Below are 25989 nucleotides of genomic sequence, written 5' to 3' on the forward strand. Positions count from 1 at the left end.
TGAGCAGCGGCGTGTCCCTTTTCTGACGGTTCCTCGAAGGGGCCCGCGACCCCGTTGCCCAGCGCGTCGTTGCACGCTTGGCGGAGCCTCCGGGGGTAATGCGCGGGCCCCTTATCGGCCGTACGGGTGGTCTGGACGGGTCCGGGTGACGGGCCGTCCTCCGGGCGGGTGAGTCGCGGGCGCGGCGGCTTGAGGAGGAAGGTCCGCGAGGGGGACTCGGCGACGGGTGATCGGGAGTAGCATCCGGATCAGGCGAACGTGGTCCGGATCACACTTGAGGGAGCAGGGCCCATGGCGTACACGACCGACGAGACGCTCACCGTCCTCGTCTACAGCGATGACCGCAACACCCGCGAGCAGGTGCTGACGGCACTCGGCCGCCGGCCCGTCGAGGACCTTCCGGAACTGTCCTACCTGGAGTGCGCGACCACCCCGGCGGTGCTGAAGGCACTGGAGAAGGGCGGCGTGGACCTCTGCATCCTGGACGGCGAGGCGGTGCCGGCCGGCGGGCTCGGGCTCGGCCGCCAGCTCAAGGACGAGATCTACGGCTGCCCGCCGGTGCTGGTGCTGATCGGCCGGCCGCAGGACTCCTGGCTGGCCGCCTGGAGCCGGGCCGACGCCGCGATCTCCCGCCCGGTGGACCCGGTGGCGCTGGCCGGCGCGGTCGCCACCCTGCTGCGGGCACGGCTGGCCAAGCGGGCGCCCGTCAGCCGCTGAAGGGTGCCGTCTCACGACTAGAGAAGACGCCGCCGCGGGGACCCCACCGGTCGATAGGCTGACTCCATCCGTACGGACGTCCCCCCGACGCGGGGAACCCGACAACAGCTGGAGTCAGCCATGGTGAACGTGAACCCTGCGAACGGTGGTACCGCACCCGCGCAGGTGGTCCGCACCTGGCCGGACGTCCTGGCGGCGCTGTTGAAGGGGGAGGACCTCGACCGCTCGGCCACCGCGTGGGCGATGGACCGGATCATGAGCGGCGAGGCGTCCCCCGTCCAGGTGGCCGGGTTCATGGTGGCGCTGCGGGCCAAGGGCGAGACGGTCGACGAGATCACCGGCCTGGTGGACGCGATGTACGCGCACGCCGAGCCGCTGGACATCCCCGGCCCGGCCGTGGACATCGTCGGCACCGGCGGGGACCGGGCCAAGACCGTCAACATCTCCACCATGTCGGCGATCGTCGCGGCCGCGGCCGGCGCCAAGGTGGTCAAGCACGGGAACCGGGCCTCCTCCTCGGCCAGCGGCTCCTCGGACGTGCTGGAGAAGCTCGGCGTCCGCCTCGACCTGTCGGCCCGGCGGGTCGCCGAGATCGCCGAGGAGGTCGGGCTGACCTTCTGCTTCGCGGCCAAGTTCCACCCGTCGATGCGGCACGCCGCCACCGCCCGGCGCGACCTCGGAGTGCCGACCGCGTTCAACATCCTCGGCCCGCTGACCAACCCGGCCAAGGTCACCTCGCACGCGATCGGCTGCTTCGACACCCGGCTCGCCGCACTGATCGCCGGCGTGCTCGCCCGGCGCGGCTCGACCGGCCTGGTCTTCCGGGGCGACGACGGCCTGGACGAGCTGACCATCACCACCACCTCGCAGGTGTGGATCGTGCGGGACGGGACCGTCACCGAGACCACCTTCGACCCGCGGGACGTCGGCGTCGAGCTGGTCGGCATCGAGGCGCTGCGCGGGGCGGACCCCTCGTACAACGCCGAGGTCGCGCGCCGGCTGCTGGCCGGCGAGCGCGGGGCCGTACGGGACGCCGTCCTGATGAACACGGCGGCGGCGCTGGTCGCGCTCGACCTGGGCGAGGCGCCGCTCACCGAACAGCTCGCGGCCGGCATGGCGCGGGCGGAGCAGGCCATCGACTCGGGCGCGGCGCAGGAGCTGCTGCGGCGTTGGTCGGAGGCCACCAGCCGGGTGTGAGGCGGTACTTGGGAGCCCGTGCCGCAACGTCGGCGCGGGCTCCTCGGCTGTCCGGATGGTGGATGCCTGTTTGACCACTCGCTGGGCGCGACCTAGAGTCTTGGCCAGGTCATGAGTGACAGCGTCAAGCCCCAGCTTGCTGTCCGGCAACCCTCCGTCCGTGGCGGGGTGCCCTGGGTGAGGACCGGGTCGCTCGGCGAATCGTCCGTGCGGCAAGCGCGGACGCCCGACGACTAGTACTCCCGGGGTCCCACACCCCCAGAAGGAGTGCATCCTCATGTCGATCTCCCACCCGTCGCCCGCCGCCACCCTTGTCTCGGCGCGCTCCGCGCGGCAGCCTCGTGTTGAACTCTGCGCCCCCCTCGCCGTCCTCGGCCACGACGTCCAGGTCCCGCTCGCCAGCGGCGAGAAGGTCGGGTACGCGGCCCTCGACTACGCGGCCAGCTCCCCGGCGCTCCAGCGGGTCTGGGACGACGTCTCCGCCTACGCCCCCTACTACGGCAGCGTGCACCGCGGCGCCGGGTACCTCTCCCAGCTGTCCACCGACCTGTTCGAGCAGAGCCGCCGCACCGTCGCCGAGTTCCTCGACCTGCGCGAGGGCGACCAGGTGGTCTTCACCCGGGCCACCACCGACTCGCTGAACCTGCTCGCCTCGGCCGTCCCGGCCGGGACCCGGGTGTTCGCCTTCGAGACCGAGCACCACGCCTCGCTGCTGCCCTGGGCGCACGCCGGGCTCGACGTCCACTACCTGCGCGCGCCGCGCTCGCACGCCGAGGCGGTCGCCGCCCTGGACGCCGCGCTCGCCGAGGCGCCCGAGGGCCCCAAGCTGCTCTGCGTCACCGGAGCCTCCAACGTGACCGGCGAGCTGTGGCCGGTCGCCGAGCTGACCGGGACCGCGCACCGGCACGGCGCCCGGGTGGTGCTGGACGCCGCCCAGCTGGCCCCGCACCACCGGGTCTCGGTGCGCGAGCTGGACGTCGACTGGATCGCCTTCTCCGGCCACAAGATCTACGCGCCCTTCGGCGCCGGTGTGCTGGCCGGCCGGGCGGACTGGCTGGACGCGGCCGACCCGTACCTGGCCGGCGGCGGGGCGACCCGGACGGTGGCCCGGGAGACCGACGGCTCGGTGGCCGTCCAGTGGCACTCCGGCCCGGCCCGGCACGAGGCCGGCTCGCCGAACGTCATCGGCGCCTATGCGATCGCCTCGGCCTGCCGGGCGCTGAGCGAGGCGGGCTTCGACGCGCTGGAGGCCCGGGAGCGGCAGCTGATCGCCCGGCTGACCGCCGGGCTGGCGGAGATCCCGCAGGTCAAGGTGCTGAACCTGTTCGGTGCCGAGGCGGCCCGGGTGGGCGTGCTGTCCTTCGTCGTCCAGGGCTGGAACAGCTCGCACTTCTCGGCCGCGCTGTCCGCCGAGTACGGCATCGGGGTCCGCGACGGCCTGTTCTGCGCGCACCCGCTGCTGCGCACCCTGCTCGGGGACGAAGAGGTCTCCCCCTCCGAGTGCGGGGCGCCCGAGCCGTCGCTGCCCGGCGAGCGCAGCCTGAACGCGATCCGGGTGAGCTTTGGGGCCGGGACCCCGGACGAGCACGTCGACCGCTTCCTGACCGCCGTCCGCGAGCTGGTCACGGACGGTGCCGCGTGGAACTACCGCAACGAGGGCGGACGCTGCGTCGCCACCGTGGAGGTCGACCGGGGGCGTCGGCAGGGCTGAGGGGCCCGGTCGGCAGGGCTGAGGGGCCTACTCGTCCAGACCGAGGGCGAAGGCGGCCTCGAGGTCGTGCTGGGAGTAGGTGCGGAAGGCGATCTGGGTCTCGGTGTGGGCCACGCCCGGGACCTTGTTCAGCCGGCCCGGGATGACCGCGGCCAGATCGTCGTGCCGGCGCACCCGGACCATCGCCACCAGGTCGTAGCCACCGGTCACCGAGTACACCTCGCTGACGCCCTCGATGGCCGCGATGGCCTCGGCGATCTCCGGGATGCGGTCGACACTGGTCTTGATCAGGACGATGGCGGTGATCACTGTTCGGGCTCCTTTGTGGGGTGCCGCCAGCGTATCGGGCGTCAGCCGGGTCGTCTCGGGGGGTGGCTGACCGCCGTGCAGGCGTAGAGGAAGCCCGCCGCGAAGCCGATCACGTGGACCAGATAGGCCACCCCGGGCCCGGCCGAGTGGACCGACCACCACTGCAGGGCGAACCAGAGGCCGAGCACCAGCCAGGCCGGGAAGCGCAGCGGCAGGAACAGCAACAGCGGGACGAGCGTCGTCACCCGGGCGCGCGGATGGAAGCGCAGGTAGGCGCCGAGGACGGCGGAGATCGCGCCGGAGGCTCCGATCAGCACCCGGGTGGAGCCCGGGGAGTGCGCCTCGGCGAGGGCGAAGCCGTACGTGGCCAGACTGCCGGCGGCCAGGTAGAAGAGGGCGAACCGGGCCCGGCCCAGCCGCTGTTCGACGGTGGGGCCGAAGACGTGGAGGAAGAGCAGGTTGCCCAGCAGGTGCAGCCAGCCCGCGTGCACGAAGAGCCCGGTGAGGACGGACAGCGCCGGGTGCTTGGCCGGGGTGGGCGCGGCCGGGCAGCCCGGGGCCGGGTCGGGGGCCTGGGCCAGCTGCTCGGCGGTCAGCGGGCGGCCGGCCAGCACCTCGGCGGGGATGACGCCCCAGCGCTGCTCGTACCGCTGCTCCGCGCAGAGCCGGGACTGGCCGGTGCCGTACAGCGGATTGAGCCCGGCGGCCGGGCCCAGCAGGAACACCAGGGTGTTGACCGCGATCAGGGCGTAGGTGACCGCCGGGGCAGGCACGGACGGGCGTTCGCCCCACGCGTCGGTGTGCCCGGGGGCCGTCAGTGCCATGCGGCCAAGCATCCCTCCGTGTCGGGCGTGTGACACGGCCTTGTACGGCAGGTGGACTAGCCCGCTCGTTCTCCTGACTGGTGGCCGGGATGGTTGCCTCAGGCAATAGGCTTGGGGCGGGCAATCCCGCCTCCCGCCGCCGACGCCGGGGCCCCGGGGGGAGCGCCTAGCCCACCCAGGGACCACCCGAGAGGACCCCCGATGACCGTCCCCGCCCTGACCGCCGAGACGCGCTGGCGCTGCACCCTGTGCGGAAACCTCACCCGCTTCGACGTGACCCGCACCGCGCGGGTCACCGAGTTCCTGCACTTCGACCTGGCCGGCGAGTCCAAGGTCGAGGAGACCGAGGTGCTGAGCGAGACGATCGAGTCGGTGCGCTGCCGCTGGTGCAACGCCGTGGACCAGGTCGAGCTGGTGGCCCGTCCGGGCGCCGAGAGCGCGGAGGCCTCCGCCGAGCAGGGTTGACGCCCGACGGCGCGGGGGGCGGGTGCGCGGCGCGCCTGCCCGCCGCGCTGGGACAATACAGACAGGACGCACGGAGCGTGACGACAGGGCGGCGGCCGCGGGCCGTGACCCCGTAGGACCAGGATCGGAGCCGAGGACGTGGTGGACGCAGCGAGGGAGCCCGCCGAAGCGCAGGGGCTTCAGCCTGCTGCCGCCGCGCAGGCGCAGGCCGCCGACGCGGCCCCGTCCGGGCCCGCGGCCGTCGGCGAGGCGGCGGGTTCCGATGAGGCGGTGGGCTCCGGCGAGGCGGTGGCGGAGCGTGCTGCCGAGAAGCTGGACCGGCCGCTGCCCGAGGGCGTGCGCCGGCGCGTGGTCGGCCTGGCCTCGGACGCGCTCGGCGGGCTGCCGCCCGGCGAGCTCCCGCAGAGCCTGCGCCAGTACGTCAAGTTCACCCCGGCCCGGCGGGCCAAGTACGCGGCCACGGCGCTGGCCGCGGCGCTGGAGTCGGAGCCGGCGTTCCGGGTGCGGATAGCGGAGCGGCTGAGGCTGGGCCAGCCGGACCTGGTGAAGGCGTTGGAGTCGGGCAGCGTCCCGGGCGCCGCCGATCCGATGGACGTCGCGGCCGCCGCCTACCTGGTGCGGTCGGCCGGCTGGAGCCGGCTGGTGGCCGAGGCCGGGGAGGAGGCCGAGCGGGCCGGCGCCGAGGGCGCGGCCGCCGAGGCCACCCGGCTGGTGGAGAAGCTGCAGGCGGAGCTCGCCGAGCTGCGGTCCGCCGCCCGGGCGGACCTGGAGCGGCAGCGTGCGGAGTCCGAGGACGTCCGCCGGGAGGCCGAGTCGCTGCGGAAGAAGGTGCGCTCGCTGGAGAGCGACACCCGCCGGGCGCAGGCCGAGACCAGGCGGCTGACCGCCGAGCTGGAGGCCGCGAGGGCGCAGGCGGCTGCCGAGCGCGGCGCCGCGGAGTCCGAGGCGCGGCGGCTGCGGCACCGGGTCGGCGAGCTGGAGACGGCGGCCGAGCAGGGCCGCCGGTCGGCCCGCGAGGGCCGCAGCGTCGAGGACATGCGGCTGCGGCTGCTGCTGGACACGGTGCTGCAGTCGGCGCAGGGGCTCCAGCGGGAGCTGGCGCTGCCGGTCTCCCAGATCCGGCCGGGGGACCTGGTGGAGGCGGTGGTGCCGGGGGCGGCCTCGCCGCACGACGTGGCCCGGCGCGGTCTGGCCGACGACGATCCGGCGCTGCTGGACCAGTTGCTGGCGATCCCGCAGGTGCACCTGGTGGTGGACGGCTACAACGTGACCAAGACGGGCTATCCGACGCTGCCGCTGGAGCAGCAGCGGATCCGGCTGCTGGGCGGGCTGGCGATGCTGGCCCAGCGCACGCAGGCGGAGGTCACCTGCGTGTTCGACGGGCAGGACCTGGACGTTCCGGTGATCATGGCGCCACCGCGGGGGGTGCGGGTGCGGTTCAGCCGGACCGGCGAGACCGCGGACGAGCTGATCCGCCGTCTGGTGCGGGCCGAGCCGCAGGGGCGTCCGGTGGTGGTGGTGTCCACCGACCGGGAGGTCGCGGAGGGCGTGCGGAAGGCGGGCGCGCGCCCCGTGGCCTCCGTTCTGCTGCTGAACCGGCTGGCGCGGCCCTGACGGCTGCCGCGACGGAATGACGCCTGGTCAGCGCCCGGTTTGCGGCGGTGTGCACATCCGGTGAAGCCTGCGGGGGAAGTGGAGTTCACGCCTTCGGGGGAGTGGCAAAACCCGTGGATCTTCCCTAGGGTGTGGCGTCAAACCTATTTTCCGGATTCTCACCTGATCGGGTGAGGCCGATGGAAGAAGGAGCAATTCCCTTGGCCTCCCACCGCCGTCCCAAGCAGCCGAGCCGCGCCCGGGTCTCCGTGCTCACCGCTGCCGCGGCGACCGCGGTCGCCCTCTCCGCGCAGGTCGCCGCGCACGCCGCGCCCCAGCCCAGCAAGAGCGACGTCAAGGCGCAGATCGACCAGCTCCAGCAGGACCAGGAGCAGGCGGCGGAGAAGTACAACGGCGCCAAGGAGCGGGCCGACCAGCTCCGCAAGCAGTCCGACCAGCTGCAGGACAAGGTGGCCCGCAGCCAGGACGAGATGACCCAGCTCCAGACCGGCCTGGCCGGCGTGGCGGGCGAGCAGTACCGCACCGGCGGCATCGACCCGTCCGTCCAGCTGATGCTCTCCTCGGACCCGTCCGGCTACCTGGAGAAGGCGTCCAGCGCCCAGCAGGCCAGTGCCAGCGAGTCCGAGGCGCTCAAGGGGCTGCTGGACCAGCAGCGCCGGCTGGACCAGGAGAAGTCCGAGGCCGCCGCCGTCCTGGCCTCGCTCGACTCCACCACCAAGGACCTGAACCAGGCCAAGACGGACGTCAACCAGAAGCTCAAGGCCGCGCAGGACCTGCTGAACTCGCTCAGCGCCTCCGACCGCGCCGCGCTGCGGGCCCAGCAGCAGCAGGACGACCGCGCCTCGCGCGGCAGCGACCGCGCCGACCTCGGCAGCCTCCCGCAGGCCGGCGGCTACGCGGGCGTGGCCGTCGCCAAGGCGATGAGCAAGCAGGGCTCGCCGTACGTGTGGGGCGCCACCGGCTCGACCACCTTCGACTGCTCGGGCCTGATGGTCTGGGCGTACGGCCAGGCCGGCGTCTCGCTGCCGCGTACCTCGCAGGAGCAGGGCAACGTCGGCACCAAGGTCACGCTGGACCAGGCCCAGCCGGGCGACCTGGTCATCTACGGCCCCGACCGGCACCACGTCGGGATGTACATCGGCAACGGCATGGTGGTGCACGCGCCGCACACCGGCGACGTGGTGAAGGTGATGAAGGTCGACGCGATGCCGATCAACACGATCCGCCGGGTCTGACGGTCCGACACGCCCGAAGGGCCCCGTCCGGGCCTGTGATCCACGCCACCCTCCGGCCGGGGGTGGCGTTCGGGTTTTGTCCGCCGCGCGAGTCCCCGGTGAAGACTGATCAGCTTTGCGTACGGCGGTGATCACTATGTGTCATATTCACAAAAGAACTTTGGTCTTCTTCCGTCTTTTTTCTGACAAGGATTTGAACGGATCACGGTTCAGTTACTAGGGTCGTGCCCCGAACCACCGCACTCCCGATCGCCCAGCCAGGGTGACGGCGGTGGTTTCCGTCGAGTTCGTGACGCAGCGGGGCGGGCCCAGTGCCTGCCCGACGGGGAGCCCAGCAGTCGGGGGTGCTGTCGAACGGAGCCGGGGAACCACGTTCCTCCGGGGTGAATCGGCGCCAGGTCGGCCGGTGGAACGGCCGTGAGGCGTCGTAGGGCACGCTTCCGGCCCGAACCCGTCAGCTCACCCGGTAGACGGCGTAGGAAGAAGGAGTCCGCCTTCGTGGCGTCCCATCGTCGTCCCAAGCCCGCTAGTCGCACCCGGGTCTCGATCATGACCGGCTTCGCCGCCGCGGCCGTCGCGCTGTCCGCGCAGTCCGGCGCCCACGCCGACCCGCAGCCGACCAAGGACCAGGTCAAGGAGCAGGTCGACCAGCTCAACGAGCAGGCCGAGGTCGCGACCGAGAAGCTCAACGCCGCCCAGGAGAAGCAGCAGCAGCTGCAGAAGCAGGTCACCGACCTCCAGGACCAGGTGGCGCGGCAGCAGGGGCAGGTGACCGACCTTCAGGGCGGCCTGGCCGAGATCGCCGGCGAGCAGTACCGCAACGGCGGCATATCGCAGACCGTCCAGCTGATGTTCTCCGCCAGCCCGGACACCTTCCTGAGCCAGGCCGACACGCTGAACCAGGCCGGCGGCACCCAGAAGGGCCAGCTCAAGCAGCTCCAGGACGAGCAGCGCAAGCTCGACCAGGTGCGCTCCGAGGCCCAGGGCAAGCTCGCCGAGATGGAGACCACCACCCAGCAGCTGAAGAGCGCCAAGGACGAGGTCCAGGGCAAGCTCAAGGCCGCGCAGGACCTCTTCAACACCCTGTCCGAGCAGGAGCGCCAGGCGATCCGCGCGGCCGAGGAGAAGGCCGCCGCCGAGGCCAAGGCGAAGGCCGACGCCGCCGCGAAGGCCGCCCAGCAGCAGGCGGCGGCCCAGCAGGCCGCCGACCGCTCCTCCCGCGACAACAGCCGCACCGACCTGAGCGCGTCGCAGGCCCCCGCCGCGCCGGTCACCAAGCCGAGCGCCGGCAGCTCGCGCGGCGCCGCGGCGCTGTCCATCGCCGCCTCCAAGATCGGCAGCCCGTACGTCTACGGCGCCTCCGGCCCCGGCTCCTTCGACTGCTCGGGCCTGATGGTCTGGGCGTTCAACCAGGTCGACGTGGCGCTGCCGCGCACCTCGCAGGAGCAGGCCCACGCCGGTACCCGGATCGGCACCGACCTCTCCCAGGCCCAGCCCGGCGACCTGCTGATCTTCTACGGGGACGCCCACCACGTCGGCATCTACGCCGGCAACGGCCAGGTGCTGCACGCGCCCAAGCCCGGTGCGTCGGTCCGCTACGAGGCGGTCGGCAACATGCCGCTGACCTCCATCGTGCGGGTCTGATCCCCGCGCAGGCCCTCCCAGGCCCGGCCTTCCACCACGGAAGGCCGGGCCTGCGGCTTTTCCGGCGCCTCGGACTGATGTCCGATTACGGGTCAAATATTCGGGTTGGCAGGGGTTTGGACTCGGTTGCCCGGACTCGCTAACGTCTGCCACCGGACTCCGCTTCCAGGGCCGCCCGCGTTGGTGCGGCGGCGGGGCCCCACCGCCGGATCGGAGCCGCTGCCGCCATGCCCGTGCACCGTCGTCCCCAACTGCTCGCCCGTGCGCTGGTGCTGACCGCGGCCGCCACCACCGCCCTGGGCGTGACGGCGGGCGGCAGCGCCCAGGCCGCCCCCGCCGCGCCGGACACGCCCACCCGCAAGGACGTCAAGGCGCAGGTGGAACAGCTCTACGGCGAGGCCGAGCAGGCGTCCGAGAAGTACAACGCCGCCCTGGAGACGCAGCAGCGCCTCCAGGGCGAGACGACCGTCCTCCAGGGCGAGATCGCCGTCGCCCAGGACCAGCTCAACCAGTTGCGCGGCGACCTCGCCACCGTGGCCGGCGCCGAGTACCGCGGCGGCGGCATGGCCCAGACCGTCCAGCTGATGCTCTCCACCGACCCGGAGGGCTACCTGTCCCGGGCCCGCACCCTCGACCAGGCCGCCGAGCGGCAGCAGGAGACCCTGCACGAACTGGCCACCCGCCAGCGCCGGCTCGACCAGCGCCGCACCGAGACCGCCGGCAAGCTCGCCGAACTCGACCAGGCCCGCCGCTCGCTCGCCGACAGCAAGCAGCAGATCCAGCAGCGGCTCACCAAGGCCCAGCGGCTGCTGAACAGCCTGGGCGTCGCCGAGCGGGCCCGGATGGCCGCCCAGGACGCCCAGGAGGCCGAGCAGCGCGCCACCCGGGGCACCGACCGGCTGGACCTCGGCACGGCCCCGCCCGCCTCCGAGCGCGGGGCGGCCGCACTGGCCGCCGCGGTGCGGATGATCGGCTCGCCCTACCTCTACGGATCCACCGGGCCCCGCGCCTTCGACTGCTCCGGTCTGATGTACTACAGCTGGCGGCAGGCCGGAGTGACCCTGCCGCGTACCTCGCAGGCCCAGGCGTACGCCGGGCAGCGGGTCAGCCTCTCCGAAGCGCGGCCGGGAGACCTGGTGATCTTCTACCGGGACATGCACCACGTCGGGATGTACGCCGGCGGCGGGGTGATCGTGCACGCCCCCTACCCGGGCGCCAGGGTCCGCTACGAGAGCGTCAACGCGATGCCGGTCGCGGGGGTGGTCCGGCTCTGAGCCCGGCACCGTCCGACCCCGACGCCCCCCACCCGATAGGCGGCGCCCGCCGGACGCTGTCCCGGCGCGGTGCGCTGCTGCTCGCGGCCGGCGGGCTGGCCCAGCTGTCGCTGCCGCCGGCCGCCCCGGCGGCCCCCTCGGCGGCCGGGCGGGCGTCGGGCCGGTGGGCGGCGGACCGGCGGGCCGAGGTGGCCGCGCTGCTGGACGCGCGGGCCCGGGCGCTGCCCTCCTGGTCCGGACCGGCGGCGATCGAGGCCGGCTACCGCAACCTGGTGCTCGGCGCGGACGCCGGGTCGGAGCGGCTCACGGCCGCCGCCGACCTGGCGGTCCGGATCACCGGGTACGACGACTACCCGGTGGTGTACCCGCGCCGGATCGACCTGGTCCGGGCCGGCGGCAGCTGGCGGGTCGACCGGGAGGAGAGCGCGAGCGGGCCCCCGGCGCTCTGGGACCTCGGCTCCGCCCGGTCCGCGGCGGGCGCGCACTGCCTGGTGCTGGGCCTGGCCGACGGACCCGACCCGGCCGGCCTGGTCGCGGTGGCGGACCGGGCCGTGCCCGCCGTGAGCGAGGCCTGGGGCACCGGCTGGGCGGGCCGCCTGCTGCTCGAAGTGCCCGCCACCGCAGAGCAGTTCGCCCGGCTGCTGGAGGTCGACCCGGCGGGCTGGACGGGCATGGCGGCGGTCACCTCGGCCGCCCCCGGCGCGCCCTGGCACACCCCCGCCGACCGGGTGCTGGTCAACCCCGGGACGTTCGGGCGGCTCAGCGACTTCGGCCGGCAGGTGGTCGTCACCCACGAGGCCACCCACGTCGCGACCAGGGCCGACACCCGGGCCTGGACACCGCTCTGGCTCTCCGAGGGCGTCGCCGACTGGACCGCCTACCGGGGCTCCGGCCGGCGCCCGCAGCAGATCGCCCCCGAGCTGGCCCGGGACGTCGCCGCCGGCCGGCTGCCCGCCGCGCTGCCCGCCGACCGGGACTTCACCGCGGGCGCCGACGGCATCGCCCAGGCCTACGAGCAGGCCTGGCTCGCCTGCGAGCTGATCGCCCGGCGCTACGGGCCCGAGCGGCTCGTGGCGTTCTACCGGGCGGTCGGCGCGGCCGACGGGCAGGGGGAGGACCGGGACCGCCGGCTCGACCGGCTGCTCCGGGCCGGACCGGGCGTCGGCCTGGCCGAGTTCACCCGGCTCTGGCTGGCCGAGGTGGCCGCGCTGCGCAGTTGAAGGCGCGCGTCGTTCAGCGCCGCTGCCTGGCCGGGGTGCCGGGCCGGTCGATGCCGTCCAGCAGGTCCTGCTCGTAGGCGATGCCGGGGCGCACCGGGTAGGCGCCGGCGGGCACCGCCTCGGGCTTGGCCAGCACCACCGTCGCCGGGAGCTGTGCCGGGCCGCGGGTGGCACGCCAGAGCCGGATGCAGGAGAGCACGGTGGCGGCCAGCAGCAGCAGGTTGCGCAGGCTGAGCACGGTGACGCCCCAGGGCTCGCTGGCGAGGATCCGGCTGAACATCAGCGGGAACTCGGCCAGCGTCAGCGGGCAGGCGAGCAGGATCAGCAGGGCCACCGGCCGCTGGCTGCTGCCGCGCACGGTCAGGCAGACCGCGGCGACGCCGATCAGCCAGACCAGGTACTGCGGGCTGATCACCCGGCTGGTGACGGTGAAGATGAGCAGCGCGCTGAGCGCCGCGTCGTACATGGTGGCCGCGTTGCGGCGCTTGGCGGTGAAGCGCCAGAGCAGCAGCCAGGCGAAGCCCAGCACGGTGCCGGCCATCATCACCTTGCTGATCACGGGGACCCACGGCCCGAGCATCTCCGGGGAGCCGTAGTTCATGGTGACCTTGCCGTCCCAGGCGTCCGCGAGCCGGGCGAAGTGCAGCGGCAGCGCGCCGAGCGACTCCACCTCGATGCCGCGCTCCTTCTGGAAGGCGAGGAAGCCGAAGGCGCCGTTCATCCCGGCCGCGAGCAGGAAGCCCACCGAGACGGCGGTGGCCGCGGCCAGCGTCCAGGCGCGGCGGGTGCGGCGGCCGGAGGGGGTGCCGATCAGGGCGAGCAGCGGCCAGATCTTGATGATCCCGCCCAGGCCGAGCAGCATCCCGCCGATCGCCGGGCGGCGGATCAGCGCCAGCAGGCCGGCCAGGGCGATCGCGGTGACGATGATGTCCAGCCGGTTGTAGACCATCGGGCCGAGCAGCGGCACGGCCACCACCCACATCCAGGCGCCGGTCAGTGCCCGGCCCCGGCGCAGTCCGGTGCGGACCAGCAGGGCGGTGGCGGCGACGTCGGCGATCCCGCAGATCACCCAGAAGGAGACCAGGTACGACCAGGGCAGCAGGCCCGGCAGCAGGATCACCAGGGCCGCGCCGGGCGGGTACTGCCAGGTCACGTCGTCGAACGGGAAGGTGCCGGTCTGCAGGACGCCGTACCAGGCGTGGTAGATCATCCAGACGTCGGCGGTGATGTCCCCGCCGAGCCCCTTGACCACGCCGGTCATCAGCAGCACCAGCACCGTCCGGGTGGCCAGCCAGGTGGCGCCGAGTGCGGCGAGCGCCCCGAACGGGCGGCCGGGGGCACGGGCCGGCTCCTGCCGGGCGGCCGGCGTCGGGCCGGGGCCGGCGGCGCCGCTGGGTGTACCGGACTCGGTGGCCGGGGCCAACTCCACTGCGCTCCCTCGTTCGTCTCGGACGTCCCACCGGAGGCGCCGCGCGACGGACGCCCGGGCGGTCGGAGGGGCGGGCACGGCACGCTGGGCCGGGCCGCCACCGGCCGCCTAGGTTCTAGGACTGACCCGGGGGTGAAACGGTTGCCGTGCGCGGATCCGTTCCCGGCGGGTCATGGTGTTGACCTATCGTACGGATCACCCAGCGGTACACCGCGCACCCCCCGACAAGCGAGCCGTGGCCTGAATGCACCGAACCTTGATCGTCACCAACGACTTCCCGCCCCGCCCCGGCGGCATCCAGGCCTTCGTGCACAACATGGCTGTACGTCAGCCCGCCGGGAGCATCGTGGTGTACGCCTCGACCTGGCGGGACGGCACCGAGGTGGCCCGCTTCGACGCCGAGCAGCCGTTCCCGGTGATCCGGGACCGGACGAAGGTGATGGTTCCCACACCGCGGGTCACCCGGCGGGCCGCCGAGATCCTGCGGGCGGAGAAGTGCGACTCGGTCTGGTTCGGCGCCGCCGCCCCGCTCGGGCTGATGGCGCCCGCGCTGCGTCGGGCCGGTGCGGCGCGGCTGCTCGGCATGACCCACGGGCACGAGGCCGCCTGGGCCCAGCTGCCGGCCGCCCGGCAGCTGCTGCGGCGGATCGGCGCGGGCACCGACGTGCTGACCTACCTGGGGGAGTACACCCGGTCCCGGATCGCGGGCGCGGTCGGGCCGCAGGCCGCGGCCCGGATGGTGCAGCTGCCGCCGGGCGTGGACGAGACGACCTTCCACCCGGGCTCGGGGGGCGCCGAGGTGCGTCGACGGCTCGGGCTGGCGGACCGGCCGGTGGTGGTCTGCGTCTCCCGGCTGGTGCCGCGCAAGGGGCAGGACACGCTGATCGAGGCGATGCCGCAGATCCTCGCCGACGTGCCGGACGCCGTGCTGCTGATCGTCGGCGGCGGCCCGTACCGGGCGGACCTGGAGAAGCTGGCCGACGCCAGGGGAGTCCGGGCCTCGGTGCGCTTCACCGGCTCGGTGCCGTGGGAGGAGCTGCCCGCCCACTACGGGGCCGGGGACGTCTTCGCGATGCCCTGCCGGACCAGGCGCGGGGGGCTGGACGTCGAGGGCCTGGGCATCGTCTACCTGGAGGCCTCGGCGACCGGTCTGCCGGTGGTCGCGGGCGACTCCGGCGGCGCGCCGGACGCGGTGCTGGAGGGCGAGACCGGGTACGTGGTGCCGGGCGGCTCGGCCGCCGCGGCCGCCGAGCGGATCGTCCGGCTGCTGGGCGACGAGGAGCTGCGGCGGCGGCTGGGCGAGGCCGGGCGGCGCTGGGTGGAGCGCTCCTGGCGCTGGGACCTGCTGGCCGGGCGGCTGACCTCGCTGCTGGAGGCCTAGGTACGTGAGCGGGCCCCGTCTCCTTCCGCGGAGGCGGGGCCCTGCGGCTACTTCTGGTAGATCGCCTCGATGTCGGCGGCGAAGTCCTTCAGCACGAGGTTGCGCTTGAGCTTGAGGGAGGGCGTCAGGTGGCCGCTCTCCTCGGAGAACTCGGTGTCCAGCAGGCGGAACTTCTTGACCGCCTCGGCGTGCGAGACGGCCGCGTTGCCGTCGTCCACCGCGGCCTGGAGGGCGGCCAGCAGGTCAGGGTCCTGGCTCAGCTCGGCCACCGTGGCGGTGGCGGGCTTGCCGTTGAGCTCCTTCCACTTGGGGAAGAAGTCCGGGTCGACGGTGACCAGGCAGGCCACGAAGGGCTTGCGGTCGCCGACCACCATGACCTCGCCGACCAGCGCGTGCGCCCGGATGCGGTCCTCGATCACGGCCGGGGCGACGTTCTTGCCGCCCGCGGTGACGATGATCTCCTTCTTGCGGCCGGTGATGGTCAGGTAGCCCTCGGAGTCCAGCGAGCCGAGGTCGCCGGTGGCGATCCAGCCGTCCTTGAGGGTGTCGGCGGTGGCCTGCGGGTTGTTCCAGTAGCCGGTGAAGACGTGCGGGCCCTTGAAGAAGACCTCGCCGTCCTCGGCGATCCGCACCGAGGCGCCGGGGACCGGCTGGCCGACCGTGCCGATCTTCGGCTTGTCCCACGGGTTGAAGGCGGTGGCCGCACAGGTCTCGGTCAGGCCGTAGCCCTCCAGGACGGTGAAGCCGATGCCCCGGTAGAAGTGGCCCAGCCGCTCGCCGAGCGGGGCGCCGCCGGAGATGGCGTGGGTGGCCCGGCCGCCGAGGGCGGCGCGCAGCTTGCTGTAGACCAGCTTGTCGAAGACCGCGTGCTTGATCCGCAGGACCAGGCCCGCGCCGCCGGCGTCCAGCGCCCGGCTGTAGGCGATCGCGGTGTCGGCGGCCTTGTCGAAGATCTTGCCCTTGCCGTCGGCCTGGGCCTTGGCGCGGGCGGTGTTGTAGACCTTCTCGAAGACTCTCGGCACGCCCAGGATCAGGCTCGGCTTGAAGGCGGCCAGCTCGGCGGTGACGTCCCTGATGTCGGAGACGTGGCCCAGCTTGATCGGCGCCATCGCGGTGGCGATCTCGGCGATCCGGCCGAGCACGTGGGCCAGCGGCAGGAACAGCAGGACGGAGCTGTCGCCGGTGCGGAACAGCGGGGCCAGGCGTTCCACCACGTTGCCGCACTCGGCGAGGAAGTTGGCGTGCGTCAGCTGACAGCCCTTCGGGCGGCCGGTGGTGCCCGAGGTGTAGACGATGGTGGCGATCGAGTCGGCGGTCGCGGTCGAGCGGCGCTCCTGCACCGTCTCGTCCGGGACGTCCTTCCCGGCCTCGGCCAGCGCGGCGATCGCGCCGCCCTCGATCTGCCAGGTGTGCTTCAGCCCGGTCAGCCGGCCGCGGACCTCGTCGACCACCTTGACGTGCTGGTCGGTCTCGGTGACGACGGCGACCGCGCCGGAGTCGCCGAGGATCCACTCGACCTGCTCGGCGGAGGAGGTCTCGTACACCGGGACGGTGATCGCGCCGGCCGTCCAGATCGCGAAGTCCAGCAGCGTCCACTCGTACCGGGTGCGGGACATGACGCCCACCCGGTCGCCCGGCTCGATGCCCGCGGCGATCAGGCCCTTGGCGGCGGCGTGCACCTCGGCCAGGAACTGCACCGCGGTCAACTCCTGCCAGCGGCCGTCCACCTTACGGCTGAGCACCGCGACATCCGGGTGCTCCGCTGCGTTCCGGTGCACAGGGTCGGAGAGATTACCGCCGCTGGGTACCTGGTAGAGAGCCGGAAGGCTGAAGTCGAGCAAGACTGCTCCTCGTTCGCGACGCTGCGGGACGGCAGGACGTTACTGCCCGGTAGGCAGCTTCGACCAGGGGGGTCGGCTCCGGTGTTCGAAGTGTCACACCCGGCCGGGTCCGACCAGGCCGTGACCGGGTCGTTCGAATGGCACCCTACGACAGCCCCGAGGTGACCGGCCGGTAGCATGCCCCGCCGACCGGCGCCGGGCCCCCGCCGAGCCGCGGCCCGCGCGGCCGAGCCGATCGCCGGTCGCGGTAGCCTGCTCCGGGCGGACAAGGCCGAGCACGCTCGACCGGACCGGCAGGCAGAGGGACGACGCGGAGGGCCATTCCATGGCGGAGCACACCAGGTCGAGCATCACCATCGACGCGACCCCGGCCACGGTCATGGCCGTGATCGCCGACTTCGCCGCCTACCCGGCCTGGACCGGCGAGGTCAAGGAGGTCGAGGTCCTGGAAGCCGGCGAGAACGGCCGCGCCGCCCAGGTCCGCCTGCTGCTCGACGCCGGCGCCATCCGTGACGAGCACGTCCTCGCCTACACCTGGGACGGCGACCGCGAGGTCGGCTGGACCCTCGTGCGCAGCCAGATGCTCCGCTCGCTGGACGGCTCCTACACCCTCGCCCCGCTCTCCGGCAGCCGCACCGAGGTGACGTACCAGCTCGCCGTGGACGTCAAGATCCCGATGCTCGGCATGATCAAGCGCAAGGCCGAGAAGGTCATCATCGACCGCGCCCTGGCCGGTCTGAAGAAGCGCGTCGAGGACGCCGACGGCAAGAAGCCCGTCCAGGGCTGACGCGGCGGAACGGGGGCCGACGGCATGACGGCGACACGCACCATCCTGGTCAGCGGCGACGCGGGCGCGCCCGTGGTGGCCGCCGCCACCGCCCTGCACGCGGCCCGGCGCGGCCACCGCACCTGGCTGCTGGCTGCCGACGACCCGCACCGCGCCCTGGACGGCGTCCTCGGCACCCGCCTGGAGCCCGAACCGGCCCGCTACGCACCCGGCCTGACCGTCTCCCGGATCGACGAGCAGGCCGCCTTCCGGTACGCCGCCGGCGAGCTCACCAGCCGGCTCAGGCCCGCCCTCGACCTGCTCGGTGCCGAGCAGCTCGACCCCGAGGAGCTGACCGCCCTCCCCGGCATCGCCCGGATCGCCCTGCTGCGCGCCCTGCCCGCCGCCGACCAGGACGTCCTGGTCGTGCTCGCCCCGCCGCCCGCCGAGCTGATCGCCACCCTCGCCCTGCCCGAGCAGTTGGAGCGCTACCTGGACCGGCTCGTCCCCGAGCAGCGGCAGGCGGCCCGGGCGCTGCGCCCGCTGCTGGCCGGCCTGGCCGGCGTGCCGATGCCCGCCGAGTGGCTGTACGAGGGGCGGACCAAGGCCGCCGCGGTGCTCGCCGAGTCCCGCGCCGCGATCGCCGCGCCCGGCACCAGCGTGCGCCTGGTCGTGCCGGCCGACGGCCACCCGTACCAGGAACTGGGCCGGATCCGGGCCGGGTTGGCCCTGCACGGCCACCGGCCGGACGCCGTCGTGGTGCACGGCGTGCTGCCCGAGGGCGCGGCCGACTCGCCGGACCCGTGGCTGGCCGCGCTGGCCCGCCGCCGCCGGGAGGAACTGGCCGAGCTCGCGGCCGAGACCGACGCCCCGGTGCTGGCCACCGGCCTGGCCGAGGCCACCCTGGAGGCCGTCGCCGACCGGCTGTACGGGGACGGGCCCGGCCCGGAGCGGCTGGCCCCCGAGCCCTGGCCGGTCGAGGACCGCCTCGCCGAGGAGGGCCTGCTGGTCTGGCACCTCGCGCTGCCCGGCGCCGACCGGGCCGAGCTGGACCTCGTCCGGCGCGGCGACGAACTGGTGGTCGGCCTCGGTGCCCACCGCCGGGTGCTCACCCTGCCGTCCGCGCTGCGCCGCTGCACGGTGGCCGGCGCGAGCCTGCACGACGGGGCGCTCTCGGTGCGGTTCGCGCCCGACCCGGCGCTCTGGCCCCGGGGCTGAAGTGCTTTCGGGGCCCCTACGGGCTGTCCGGTAGCGTCGGGCCCGAGGGCCGCGGGGTGCGGCCCCGGCTGAGGAGGCGCCCGCGATGACCAGCACCGACGACCGGACCGAGCCCACCGCCGAGCCGGGCGGTCCGCAGGCCCACCCGTTCGGGCCGGAGCTGGGCCCGCTGGTGGACGAGGTGCGCAAGCTCGCCTCCGCCGTCGGCCAGAAGGCGCAGGAGGCGAGCGCCGACACCCTGATCACCCTCTCCGGGCTGGCCGACCGGCTGCGCACCCAGCAGCCCGAGGTCTACTCCCACCTCGCCGCCGCCGGCTCCGGGCTGGCCGCCGCGGGCACCGAGCTGCTGGCCGCCTACCGGGCCGCGGTGGCCGGCCACGAGCACCGCTGGACGGCCGGCGAGGGCGCCGCCACCGAGCGGATCGACCTCGACACGCCTGACGAGGCGTCCGCCAAGCAGTGAATCCGTAACCTTCGAACCGTGATCGCGTTGCTCTGGTGCGTGACGAAGCGGGCGATTAGATACGACTTTTGAAGCGTCACGGCCCGGTTGGTCCATGATTGTCTTCGGTTAATGTATGCGAGGCTGTGTACGGGGGGCAGGGTTGGGCGGTACCGTTCCGCCCAGCGGGAACGAGTGAATAGCTGAGGGACACATGGCTCTGACCATCGGCGTCGATGTCGGCGGGACCAAGATCGCGGCAGGCGTGGTCGACGAGGCGGGCGCGATCCTGGCCCGGACCAGGGTGCCCACCCCGGCCGACCCGCAGTGGGCGGTCGATGCCATCGCGCAGGCCGTGCGCGAGCTCAAGGAGCAGCACCCCGACGTCACCGCCGTCGGCGTCGGCGCCCCCGGCTTCGTGGACAGCAACCGTTCCACGGTGATCTTCGCGCCCAACATCGACTGGGAGAACGAGCCGCTGCGCGGCCGCATCGAGGAGCTCGCCGGCCTGGACACCGTCGTCGAGAACGACGCCAACTGCGCCGCCTGGGCCGAGTTCCGCTTCGGCGCCGCCGCCGACCACCAGGACATGGTGCTGATCACCGTCGGCACCGGCATCGGCGGCGGCATCGTCCTCGACGGCCGGCTGCACCGCGGCCGGTTCGGCGTGGCCGGCGAGATCGGCCACCTCAACATGGTCCCCGACGGCCTGACCTGCGGCTGCGGCGGCAAGGGCTGCTGGGAGCAGTACGGCTCCGGGCGGGCGCTGCGCCGCTACGGCCGGGAGAAGGCCGCCGCCGACCAGGTGCGCGGCCGGCGGATGCTGGAGCTCAACGACGGCGTCGCCGAGACCATCCGCGGCATCCACATCACCGAGGCGGCCGAGGAGGGCGACCCGCTCGCCCTGGAGTGCTACGCCGAACTGGCCGACTGGCTCGGCCGCGGCATGGCCGACCTCGCCGCGCTCTTCGACCCGGGCGTCTTCGTCCTCGGCGGCGGCGTCTCCGACTCCGGCCGCCTGCTGCTCGACCCGGTCGCCAAGGCCTTCGAGCACTACCTCACCGGCGGCATCCACCGCCCGCGCGCCGAGGTCGTGCTGGCCTCGATGGGCTCCGCCGCCGGCATCGTCGGCGCCGCCGACCTGGCCCGCACCGCGTAGCCACCCCCTGAACCCGCCGGCGGCGGTGCGACCGGACCCCGACCAACTCCGGACGCGCCGCCGCCGACGCACGCCCCCGGCCCTGCCGTACGGTCGTCCCACGCACCACGTACGGGGAGGACCAGGACCATGACCACGGCACCCGCCGAACCGCCGCCGCCCGGCCCGCGCCGGTTGCGCCTGCTCAGCTACAACATCCGCTCGCTGCGGGACGACCGGCGGGCGCTGGCCCGGGTGATCCGGGCCTGCGCGCCCGACCTGGTCTGCATCCAGGAGTCACCGCGCTACTGGCGGCCCGAGGGTCAGGCCGCCCGGCTGGCCCGGAGCACCGGGACGGTCGTCCTGGCCGGCGGCGGCCGGACCGCCGCCGGGCCGCTGCTGCTCGGCCGGCCCGGCGCGGCGCAACTGCTGGGCGTGCACGACCGGCTGCTGCCCAAGACCCGCGGCCTGCACGCCCGCGGCTTCGCCACCGCACTGCTGCGACTGCCCGGAACGGCGCCGTTCACCCTCACCAGCTGCCACCTCAGCCTGGACGCCGACGAGCGGTACGGCCAGTTCGAGCTGCTGCTCGACCAGCTCGGTATCGCCGAACACGGCATCGTGGCAGGGGACTTCAACGAGCACCCGGACGGCAGGGGTTGGCGGCTGCTGGCCGCGCGGCTCCAGGACGGGTACCCGACCGCGCCCTGGGGCGGCGAGTTCACGTCCGTCCCCGAGCGCCCCTACCAGCGGATCGACGCCGTGTTCGCCACGCCCGGGATCACCGTCCTCGGCTGCGGGGTGCCGCACGGGCTGCCCGGCGTCACCGAGGCCGACCTGCGCGCCGCGACCGACCACCTGCCGGTGCTCGCGGTGCTGGAGCTGCCGGAGGCCTAGGACCTAGACGACCGCGCCGTTGTCCGGGTCCTCGGGCTCGTCCTCGTCGCGGTCCTTCATCCGGGTCACCAGGGTGACGAAGCCGCCGAGGAAGGCGGTGATCCCCACCCAGGCCGGCCAGCCGGCGATCTCCCGCCACACCACCGCGTCGAACAGCAGCAGGGCGGGGCCGCCGAGCACCGCGAGCCAGGCGAACTTCGCGGTGACGTCGGCGGTCGGCAGCGGCGGGGGCTCCGGCGGGACGTAGTGGTCCTCGTCGGTCTCCTCGGCCAGCTCGAAGTCGCGCGGGCCCGAGCCCGCCGCCGGCATCACCGGCCGACCGGAGCGGGGGCGGGGCTGCGGGGCGAGGTCGGCGAGGTCGTCCGGGTCGGTCCGGGAGCCGGGGGCGTCCTTGAAGCCGCCCTTCAGCTCGCTCTGGGCCCGGAGGTTCTCGACCTCCGGCCAGTTGGGGTTGGTGAGGTCCACGGGGTCGTCGAACTGGGCGACCAGGGCGGCGAAGATCTCGTCCTGCTCGGCCTGGCTGCGCTCGGGGGCGCGCCGGGTGCGGGGCTCCGCGGGCGCGGTGGCGTCCGGTTCGGCCGGGCGCCGGTCGGCGGCCGGTGCTTCGGCGGCCTCCGCGGCCGGGGCGGTGACGCCGTCCGCCCCCGGACGGTCCGCCGGGGCGCCGCTGTGCGCGGTGCCGTCCTTCGCCGTGCTGTCCTTCGCCGTGCTGTCCTTCGCTGTGCCGTCCTCGCGGGGTGCCTCGTCCCCGCCGCCCGCCGTGCTGCTCTCGTGCACTTCCGGCCCTTCAGCCATGGTGATCGTCGGATTCGACCCCGGTGACGCCCACCGCGTGCGCGGGGGCCAGCCGTCGGATGAAGTCCTGGCTGGCCGCGAATATTTCCGCCGCGTCGTGGTCCAGCGTCGCGACGTGGAAGCTGCGCTGGCACAGCCGCTCCGTCACGTCGGTCGAGGATATCCGGGCCAGCACCAGTTCCGAGTTGGCCGGCGAGACGACGTGGTCCTGCGGACTGCGGAAGAGCAGCACCGGCTGGGTCACCTGCGGCAGCCGCCGTTGGACGTCCCGCCACAGCCGGCCCAGCGACCAGGCGGCGTTCAGCGGCGTCCGGTCGTAGCCCAGCTCGACCGTGCCGGGCTTGGCGATGTCGTCGGCGATCCCGGGCACGCTCGGCACGAGGTGCCGCAGCACCGGCAGCAGCACACTCGCAGGGTTGTCCGAGCGCACCGACGGGTTGACCAGCACCAGCCCGGACACCGCCGGACCGTGCAGCGCGGCCAGCCGCAGCGCCAGCGCGCCGCCCATCGACAGCGCGCAGACGAAGACCTGCTCGCACTCGGCGGAGAGCGTCAGCAGTTCGTGCTCGACCTCGGCGTACCAGTCCTCCCAGCGGGTGACCTGCATGTCCCGCCACCGGGTGCCGTGCCCGGGCAGCAGCGGCAGCGACACGCTGAACCCGGCCGCCGCCAGTTCCTCCGCCCAGGGCCGCAGCGACTGCGGCGATCCGGTGAAGCCGTGGCACAGCAGCACCCCCACCGGTCCGCCGCGGTGGCGATACGGTTCGGCACCGGGCAGCAACGGCATGGCGGACTCCTTCGCGGGCGGGTGGCGCTGGGGGAGGAACGCTGGAGGGGGAGGCTGCGGGAATCCGCATCGTCCCACGGCCCCGCCCGGGACGTACACCCCTCATGGCGGCCTCCGCGCGGGCCGCACACCCCTCTCGGCGGCCCCCGTGCGAGTGCCTGCGGGAGTCCGACGGCGGCCCGCCGGGGCGGGGCGGGGCGCGGGCCGAGCCCACGGGGCATTAGGATCGACCGGTCCGCATAACAGGAGGCCCGGGTTGTTCTACCGACTGATGAAGATGATCGTCGCGCCACTGCTTCGGATCTTCTTCCGGCCGTGGATCGAGGGTGAGGAGAACATCCCCACCGAGGGCGCGGCCATCATCGCGAGCAACCACCTGTCCTTCTCGGACTCCTTCTTCTTCCCCGCGCTGATCAAACGCCGGGTGACCTTCATCGCGAAGGCCGAGTACTTCAACACCCCGGGCATCAAGGGCCGGCTGACCGCCGCGTTCTTCAAGGGCGTCGGCCAGCTGCCGGTGGACCGCTCGGGCGTGCGCGGCGCGGGCGAGGCCGCGATCCGCAGCGCCATCGCGGTGCTGGACGGCGGCGAGCTGTTCGGCGTCTACCCCGAGGGCACCCGCTCGCCCGACGGCAAGCTGTACCGCGGCAAGGTCGGCGGCCTGGCCCGCGTCGCGCTGGCCACCGGCGCGCCGGTCATCCCGGTCGCCATGATCGACACCGAGAAGGTCCAGCCGCCCGGTCAGGTGATCCCCAACTTCGGCACCCGCCCCGGCATCCGGATCGGCCGCCCGCTGGACTTCTCCCGCTACCACGGCATGGAGAACGACCGCTTCATCCTCCGTTCGGTGACGGACGAGGTGATGTACGAGATCATGCGGCTCTCCGGCCAGGAGTACGTGGACATCTACGCGACCGCCGCCAAGCGGCAGATCGCCGACGACAAGAAGAAGGCCGACGCCGAGCGCAAGGCCGCCGCCAAGGCGGAGAAGGCGGAGGCGGAGGCCGAGAAGGCCGCCGCCGACAAGGCCGCCGCGACGGAGCAGGCCGAGCAGTCCGGGCAGGAGCCGAAGGAGACCGGGTCGGCCTGACGACCGCGGGCACGGCCCAGGGGAGGGGCGCAAGGATGACGGACGGCGAGAGAACCGGGGCAGTCGGCGGCGCGGTCGCGGCCGGGGGCATGTCCGTCGAACTGCCGTTGTGGAAGGCCATCTCCTACTTCCGGGTGCTGGCCCTGTGCTACGCCCTGCTGCGCTACCTCAACTCCTACCTGGACTTCCTGCACCCCGTCGCCGGCTGGATCTTCCTCGGCACGCTCACCCTCTGGACACTCGCCAGCACCCGGGCCTTCGCCGGCCCGCAGCGCTGCACCTGGTACGTGCTCGGCACCGACCTCACCCTCGCCGTCACCGGCATCGTGATGAGCGGCCTGACCGACGACCCGGTACGGATCAGCCACGGCGCGCCCACCCTGCCGACCATCTGGGCCGCCGGCACGGTGCTCGGCTTCGCCGGCAAGGGCGGCTGGCGCTGGGCGGCCGCCGCGGGCACGGTGATCGGCGTCGCCAACATCCTCGGCCACGGCGGCCCGACCGGCGACAACATCCACAACATCATGCTGCTGATGGTGGCCGGCTGCGCCATCGGCTACGTCATCGAACTGGCCCGCGCCAGCGAGGCGACGCTCACCCGGGCACTCCAGGTCGAGGCGGCCACCCGGGAGCGCGAGCGGCTCTCCCGGGACATCCACGACGGCGTGCTCCAGGTGCTCGCCCTCGTCCAGCGCCACGGCGCCGAACTCACCGCGCGGCCGGCCGAGGGCGCCGCGGCTGCGGCCGGTGGACGCCCGGGCGGCGACGCCGACTTCGCCGAACTCGGCCGACTGGCCGGTGAGCAGGAGCGCGCCCTGCGGGCGCTGATGACCGGCGGCCCGATCCCGGGGCAGCGCCCGCAGGAGTGCGGGGCCGGGGAGCCGCAGGACCTCACCGCGCTGCTGCGCCCGTACGCCGACGAGCGGATCACGCTGTCCGCCCCCGGCGGGCCGGTGCTGCTGCCCGCCGGGGCGGCCGGCGAACTGGCCGCGGCGGTCGGCGCCGCCGTCGACAACGTCCGCCGGCACGCCGGGGAGCGGGCCCGGGCCTGGATCCTGGTGGAGGACGAGCCGCAGGCCGTCACGGTCAGCATCCGCGACGACGGCCCCGGCTTCGCCCCCGGCCGCCTCGGCGAGGCGGAGAGGGCCGGGCGGCTGGGCGTCTCCCAGTCCATCCGCGGCCGGCTGCTGGACCTCGGCGGCACGGCCGAGCTGTACTCGGCGCCCGGGGAGGGTGTCGAGGTCGAACTCCGTGTCCCGAGGAAGGGCTCTGATGACCGATCAGCCGACGACTGACCGGCCGATACGGGTGATGGTCGTGGACGACCACCCGATGTGGCGCGACGCCGTCTCGCGGGACCTCGCCGAGGCGGGGCTCGACGTGGTGGCCACCGCGGGCGACGGCGAGGAGGCCGTCCGCCGGGCCCGCGCCTGCTCGCCGCAGGTCGTCGTACTGGACCTCAACCTGCCCGGTCTGCCCGGCGCCGAGGTGTGCCGCCAGGTGGCCGCGCAGGATCCGGCGGTGCGGGTGCTGGTGCTCTCGGCCAGCGGCGAGCACCAGGACGTGCTGGAGGCGGTGAAGTCCGGCGCGACCGGGTACCTGGTCAAGTCGGCCGGGCGGGAGGAACTGCTGGACGCGGTGCGGCGCACGGCCGTGGGCGACGCCGTGTTCACCCCGGGCCTGGCCGGCCTGGTGCTGGGCGAGTTCCGCCGGCTGGCCGCCGAACCGGCCCCGGCCTCCGCGCCGGCCGTCCCGCAGCTGACCGCGCGGGAGACCGAGGTCCTGCGCCTGGTGGCCAAGGGCCTGTCGTACCGGCAGATCGCCGACCGGCTGGTGCTGTCGCACCGGACGGTGCAGAACCACGTGCAGAACACGCTCGGCAAGCTGCAACTGCACAACCGGGTGGAACTGGTGCGGTACGCGATCGAGCAGGGGCTGGACGACGACATCTGACGGTTCCGGCGGGATCCGGCCGCCTCGGCGATCCCGCGTGCG

General features: G+C 74.0%; 24 protein-coding genes and 2 riboswitches. Of the genes, 18 read left to right on the plus strand and 6 right to left on the minus strand.

Translation table 11 applies throughout. The annotated features are described in order from the left end of the window. The first annotated feature begins 291 nt into the window (after positions 1-291). From ACFWPI_RS20370 to ACFWPI_RS20380, 3 genes are all read left to right on the plus strand, one after another. Complete coding sequence (locus tag ACFWPI_RS20370) at positions 292-717, plus strand: hypothetical protein (protein ID WP_063347283.1); 426 nt, start codon at positions 292-294, stop codon at positions 715-717. 120 nt (positions 718-837) lie between these two features. Next, positions 838-1914 (plus strand): anthranilate phosphoribosyltransferase, encoded by a 1077-nt coding sequence (trpD, locus tag ACFWPI_RS20375; RefSeq protein WP_380375658.1) that lies wholly within the window; start codon positions 838-840, stop codon positions 1912-1914. 107 nt (positions 1915-2021) lie between these two features. Then, a riboswitch (SAM riboswitch) is annotated at positions 2022-2139 on the plus strand. 52 nt (positions 2140-2191) lie between these two features. Then, positions 2192-3625: an aminotransferase class V-fold PLP-dependent enzyme gene (locus ACFWPI_RS20380; protein WP_380375656.1), complete on the plus strand. Its 1434-nt coding sequence runs from the start codon at positions 2192-2194 to the stop codon at positions 3623-3625. 27 nt (positions 3626-3652) lie between these two features. Here the strand turns inward: ACFWPI_RS20380 and ACFWPI_RS20385 are convergent, their stop codons facing one another. Both ACFWPI_RS20385 and ACFWPI_RS20390 read right to left on the minus strand, forming a co-directional pair. Further along, complete coding sequence (locus tag ACFWPI_RS20385) at positions 3653-3934, minus strand: Lrp/AsnC ligand binding domain-containing protein (RefSeq protein ID WP_063347281.1); 282 nt, start codon at positions 3932-3934, stop codon at positions 3653-3655. A gap of 41 nt (positions 3935-3975) precedes the next feature. Next, on the minus strand, positions 3976-4758 hold the full coding sequence (locus ACFWPI_RS20390) for a rhomboid family intramembrane serine protease (RefSeq protein WP_380375654.1): 783 nt from the start codon (positions 4756-4758) through the stop codon (positions 3976-3978). A gap of 201 nt (positions 4759-4959) precedes the next feature. Between ACFWPI_RS20390 and ACFWPI_RS20395 the strand changes: the two genes are divergently transcribed. The 6 genes from ACFWPI_RS20395 to ACFWPI_RS20420 all read left to right on the plus strand — a co-directional run bounded on the left by ACFWPI_RS20395 (position 4960) and on the right by ACFWPI_RS20420 (position 12210). Next, complete coding sequence (locus ACFWPI_RS20395; RefSeq protein ID WP_063347279.1) at positions 4960-5223, plus strand: hypothetical protein; 264 nt, start codon at positions 4960-4962, stop codon at positions 5221-5223. A 270-nt stretch (positions 5224-5493) separates the two neighbouring features. After that, complete coding sequence (locus tag ACFWPI_RS20400; RefSeq protein ID WP_380375666.1) at positions 5494-6837, plus strand: NYN domain-containing protein; 1344 nt, start codon at positions 5494-5496, stop codon at positions 6835-6837. A gap of 200 nt (positions 6838-7037) precedes the next feature. Next, positions 7038-8072: an NlpC/P60 family protein gene (locus tag ACFWPI_RS20405; protein ID WP_063347278.1), complete on the plus strand. Its 1035-nt coding sequence runs from the start codon at positions 7038-7040 to the stop codon at positions 8070-8072. Between the two features lie 338 nt (positions 8073-8410). Next, positions 8411-8560, plus strand: a riboswitch (cyclic di-AMP (ydaO/yuaA leader). Positions 8561-8570: 10 nt separating this feature from the next. Further along, entirely contained in the window at positions 8571-9716 is a 1146-nt protein-coding gene (locus ACFWPI_RS20410) for an NlpC/P60 family protein (protein ID WP_063347277.1), read from the plus strand. Between the two features lie 227 nt (positions 9717-9943). After that, entirely contained in the window at positions 9944-10990 is a 1047-nt protein-coding gene (locus ACFWPI_RS20415; protein ID WP_363377768.1) for an NlpC/P60 family protein, read from the plus strand. A 188-nt stretch (positions 10991-11178) separates the two neighbouring features. Then, entirely contained in the window at positions 11179-12210 is a 1032-nt protein-coding gene (locus ACFWPI_RS20420; protein WP_380375652.1) for a hypothetical protein, read from the plus strand. 13 nt (positions 12211-12223) lie between these two features. On the opposite strand, the gene ACFWPI_RS20425 is transcribed toward ACFWPI_RS20420, so the two are convergent. Continuing rightward, positions 12224-13639, minus strand: coding sequence for a glycosyltransferase 87 family protein (locus ACFWPI_RS20425; protein ID WP_380375650.1), 1416 nt, complete (start codon positions 13637-13639; stop codon positions 12224-12226). 244 nt (positions 13640-13883) lie between these two features. Here ACFWPI_RS20425 and ACFWPI_RS20430 point away from each other — a divergent pair, with 244 nt between their 5' ends. Next, positions 13884-15020 carry a glycosyltransferase family 4 protein gene (locus ACFWPI_RS20430; protein ID WP_380375649.1) on the plus strand — a complete coding sequence of 379 codons (1137 nt, stop codon included), beginning with the start codon at positions 13884-13886 and terminating at the stop codon, positions 15018-15020. Positions 15021-15067: 47 nt separating this feature from the next. Here ACFWPI_RS20430 and ACFWPI_RS20435 read toward each other — a convergent pair whose 3' ends face one another. Further along, positions 15068-16861: a long-chain fatty acid--CoA ligase gene (locus tag ACFWPI_RS20435; RefSeq protein ID WP_063347272.1), complete on the minus strand. Its 1794-nt coding sequence runs from the start codon at positions 16859-16861 to the stop codon at positions 15068-15070. 325 nt (positions 16862-17186) lie between these two features. On the opposite strand from ACFWPI_RS20435, the gene ACFWPI_RS20440 reads away from it, so the two are divergent. From ACFWPI_RS20440 to ACFWPI_RS20460, 5 genes are all read left to right on the plus strand, one after another. Then, positions 17187-17648, plus strand: a complete 462-nt coding sequence (locus ACFWPI_RS20440; protein WP_063347271.1) for an SRPBCC family protein — start codon at positions 17187-17189, stop codon at positions 17646-17648. A 24-nt stretch (positions 17649-17672) separates the two neighbouring features. Further along, entirely contained in the window at positions 17673-18845 is a 1173-nt protein-coding gene (locus ACFWPI_RS20445) for an ArsA family ATPase (protein WP_380375646.1), read from the plus strand. 85 nt (positions 18846-18930) lie between these two features. Next, the gene (locus tag ACFWPI_RS20450; protein WP_350884427.1) at positions 18931-19308 is read left to right on the plus strand and encodes a DUF5304 family protein; all 378 of its coding nucleotides are present in this window, start codon (positions 18931-18933) and stop codon (positions 19306-19308) included. Positions 19309-19501: 193 nt separating this feature from the next. Beyond that, positions 19502-20446 carry an ROK family glucokinase gene (locus ACFWPI_RS20455; RefSeq protein WP_063347268.1) on the plus strand — a complete coding sequence of 315 codons (945 nt, stop codon included), beginning with the start codon at positions 19502-19504 and terminating at the stop codon, positions 20444-20446. Between the two features lie 129 nt (positions 20447-20575). Next, positions 20576-21322 (plus strand): endonuclease/exonuclease/phosphatase family protein, encoded by a 747-nt coding sequence (locus tag ACFWPI_RS20460; RefSeq protein WP_380375643.1) that lies wholly within the window; start codon positions 20576-20578, stop codon positions 21320-21322. Positions 21323-21325: 3 nt separating this feature from the next. Here the strand turns inward: ACFWPI_RS20460 and ACFWPI_RS20465 are convergent, their stop codons facing one another. Both ACFWPI_RS20465 and ACFWPI_RS20470 read right to left on the minus strand, forming a co-directional pair. After that, positions 21326-22099, minus strand: a complete 774-nt coding sequence (locus tag ACFWPI_RS20465; protein ID WP_380375641.1) for a hypothetical protein — start codon at positions 22097-22099, stop codon at positions 21326-21328. Between the two features lie 10 nt (positions 22100-22109). Further along, a complete protein-coding gene (locus tag ACFWPI_RS20470; protein WP_363377751.1) occupies positions 22110-22904 on the minus strand; it encodes an alpha/beta fold hydrolase in 795 nt (264 codons plus the stop codon). Positions 22905-23160: 256 nt separating this feature from the next. Between ACFWPI_RS20470 and ACFWPI_RS20475 the strand changes: the two genes are divergently transcribed. From ACFWPI_RS20475 to ACFWPI_RS20485, 3 genes are read left to right on the plus strand one after another with little or no spacing between them, the layout of a single operon-like run. Further along, positions 23161-23994: a lysophospholipid acyltransferase family protein gene (locus tag ACFWPI_RS20475; RefSeq protein WP_380375639.1), complete on the plus strand. Its 834-nt coding sequence runs from the start codon at positions 23161-23163 to the stop codon at positions 23992-23994. A gap of 35 nt (positions 23995-24029) precedes the next feature. Next, positions 24030-25289 (plus strand): MacS family sensor histidine kinase, encoded by a 1260-nt coding sequence (gene macS / locus ACFWPI_RS20480; protein WP_244293333.1) that lies wholly within the window; start codon positions 24030-24032, stop codon positions 25287-25289. After that, positions 25267-25947, plus strand: a complete 681-nt coding sequence (locus ACFWPI_RS20485; protein ID WP_380375637.1) for a response regulator — start codon at positions 25267-25269, stop codon at positions 25945-25947. Before macS ends, ACFWPI_RS20485 begins: the two co-directional genes overlap by 23 nt. The last annotated feature ends 42 nt before the right edge of the window (positions 25948-25989 follow it).

This window comes from Kitasatospora sp. NPDC058492 (genome assembly GCF_042720685.1).
Taxonomy (GTDB): domain Bacteria; phylum Actinomycetota; class Actinomycetes; order Streptomycetales; family Streptomycetaceae; genus Kitasatospora.

Bases quoted from the DNA above. Each gene is read 5' to 3' on its own strand.
- ACFWPI_RS20370 (WP_063347283.1), top strand. From the start codon at position 292: ATGGCGTACACGACCGACGAGACGCTCACCGTCCTCGTCTACAGCGAT.
- trpD (WP_380375658.1), top strand. From the start codon at position 838: ATGGTGAACGTGAACCCTGCGAACGGTGGTACCGCACCCGCGCAGGTG.
- ACFWPI_RS20380 (WP_380375656.1), top strand. From the start codon at position 2,192: ATGTCGATCTCCCACCCGTCGCCCGCCGCCACCCTTGTCTCGGCGCGC.
- ACFWPI_RS20390 (WP_380375654.1), bottom strand. From the start codon at position 4,758: ATGGCACTGACGGCCCCCGGGCACACCGACGCGTGGGGCGAACGCCCG.
- ACFWPI_RS20395 (WP_063347279.1), top strand. From the start codon at position 4,960: ATGACCGTCCCCGCCCTGACCGCCGAGACGCGCTGGCGCTGCACCCTG.
- ACFWPI_RS20415 (WP_363377768.1), top strand. From the start codon at position 9,944: ATGCCCGTGCACCGTCGTCCCCAACTGCTCGCCCGTGCGCTGGTGCTG.
- ACFWPI_RS20430 (WP_380375649.1), top strand. From the start codon at position 13,884: ATGCACCGAACCTTGATCGTCACCAACGACTTCCCGCCCCGCCCCGGC.
- ACFWPI_RS20440 (WP_063347271.1), top strand. From the start codon at position 17,187: ATGGCGGAGCACACCAGGTCGAGCATCACCATCGACGCGACCCCGGCC.
- ACFWPI_RS20445 (WP_380375646.1), top strand. From the start codon at position 17,673: ATGACGGCGACACGCACCATCCTGGTCAGCGGCGACGCGGGCGCGCCC.
- ACFWPI_RS20450 (WP_350884427.1), top strand. From the start codon at position 18,931: ATGACCAGCACCGACGACCGGACCGAGCCCACCGCCGAGCCGGGCGGT.
- ACFWPI_RS20455 (WP_063347268.1), top strand. From the start codon at position 19,502: ATGGCTCTGACCATCGGCGTCGATGTCGGCGGGACCAAGATCGCGGCA.
- ACFWPI_RS20460 (WP_380375643.1), top strand. From the start codon at position 20,576: ATGACCACGGCACCCGCCGAACCGCCGCCGCCCGGCCCGCGCCGGTTG.
- ACFWPI_RS20470 (WP_363377751.1), bottom strand. From the start codon at position 22,904: ATGCCGTTGCTGCCCGGTGCCGAACCGTATCGCCACCGCGGCGGACCG.
- macS (WP_244293333.1), top strand. From the start codon at position 24,030: ATGACGGACGGCGAGAGAACCGGGGCAGTCGGCGGCGCGGTCGCGGCC.
- ACFWPI_RS20485 (WP_380375637.1), top strand. From the start codon at position 25,267: ATGACCGATCAGCCGACGACTGACCGGCCGATACGGGTGATGGTCGTG.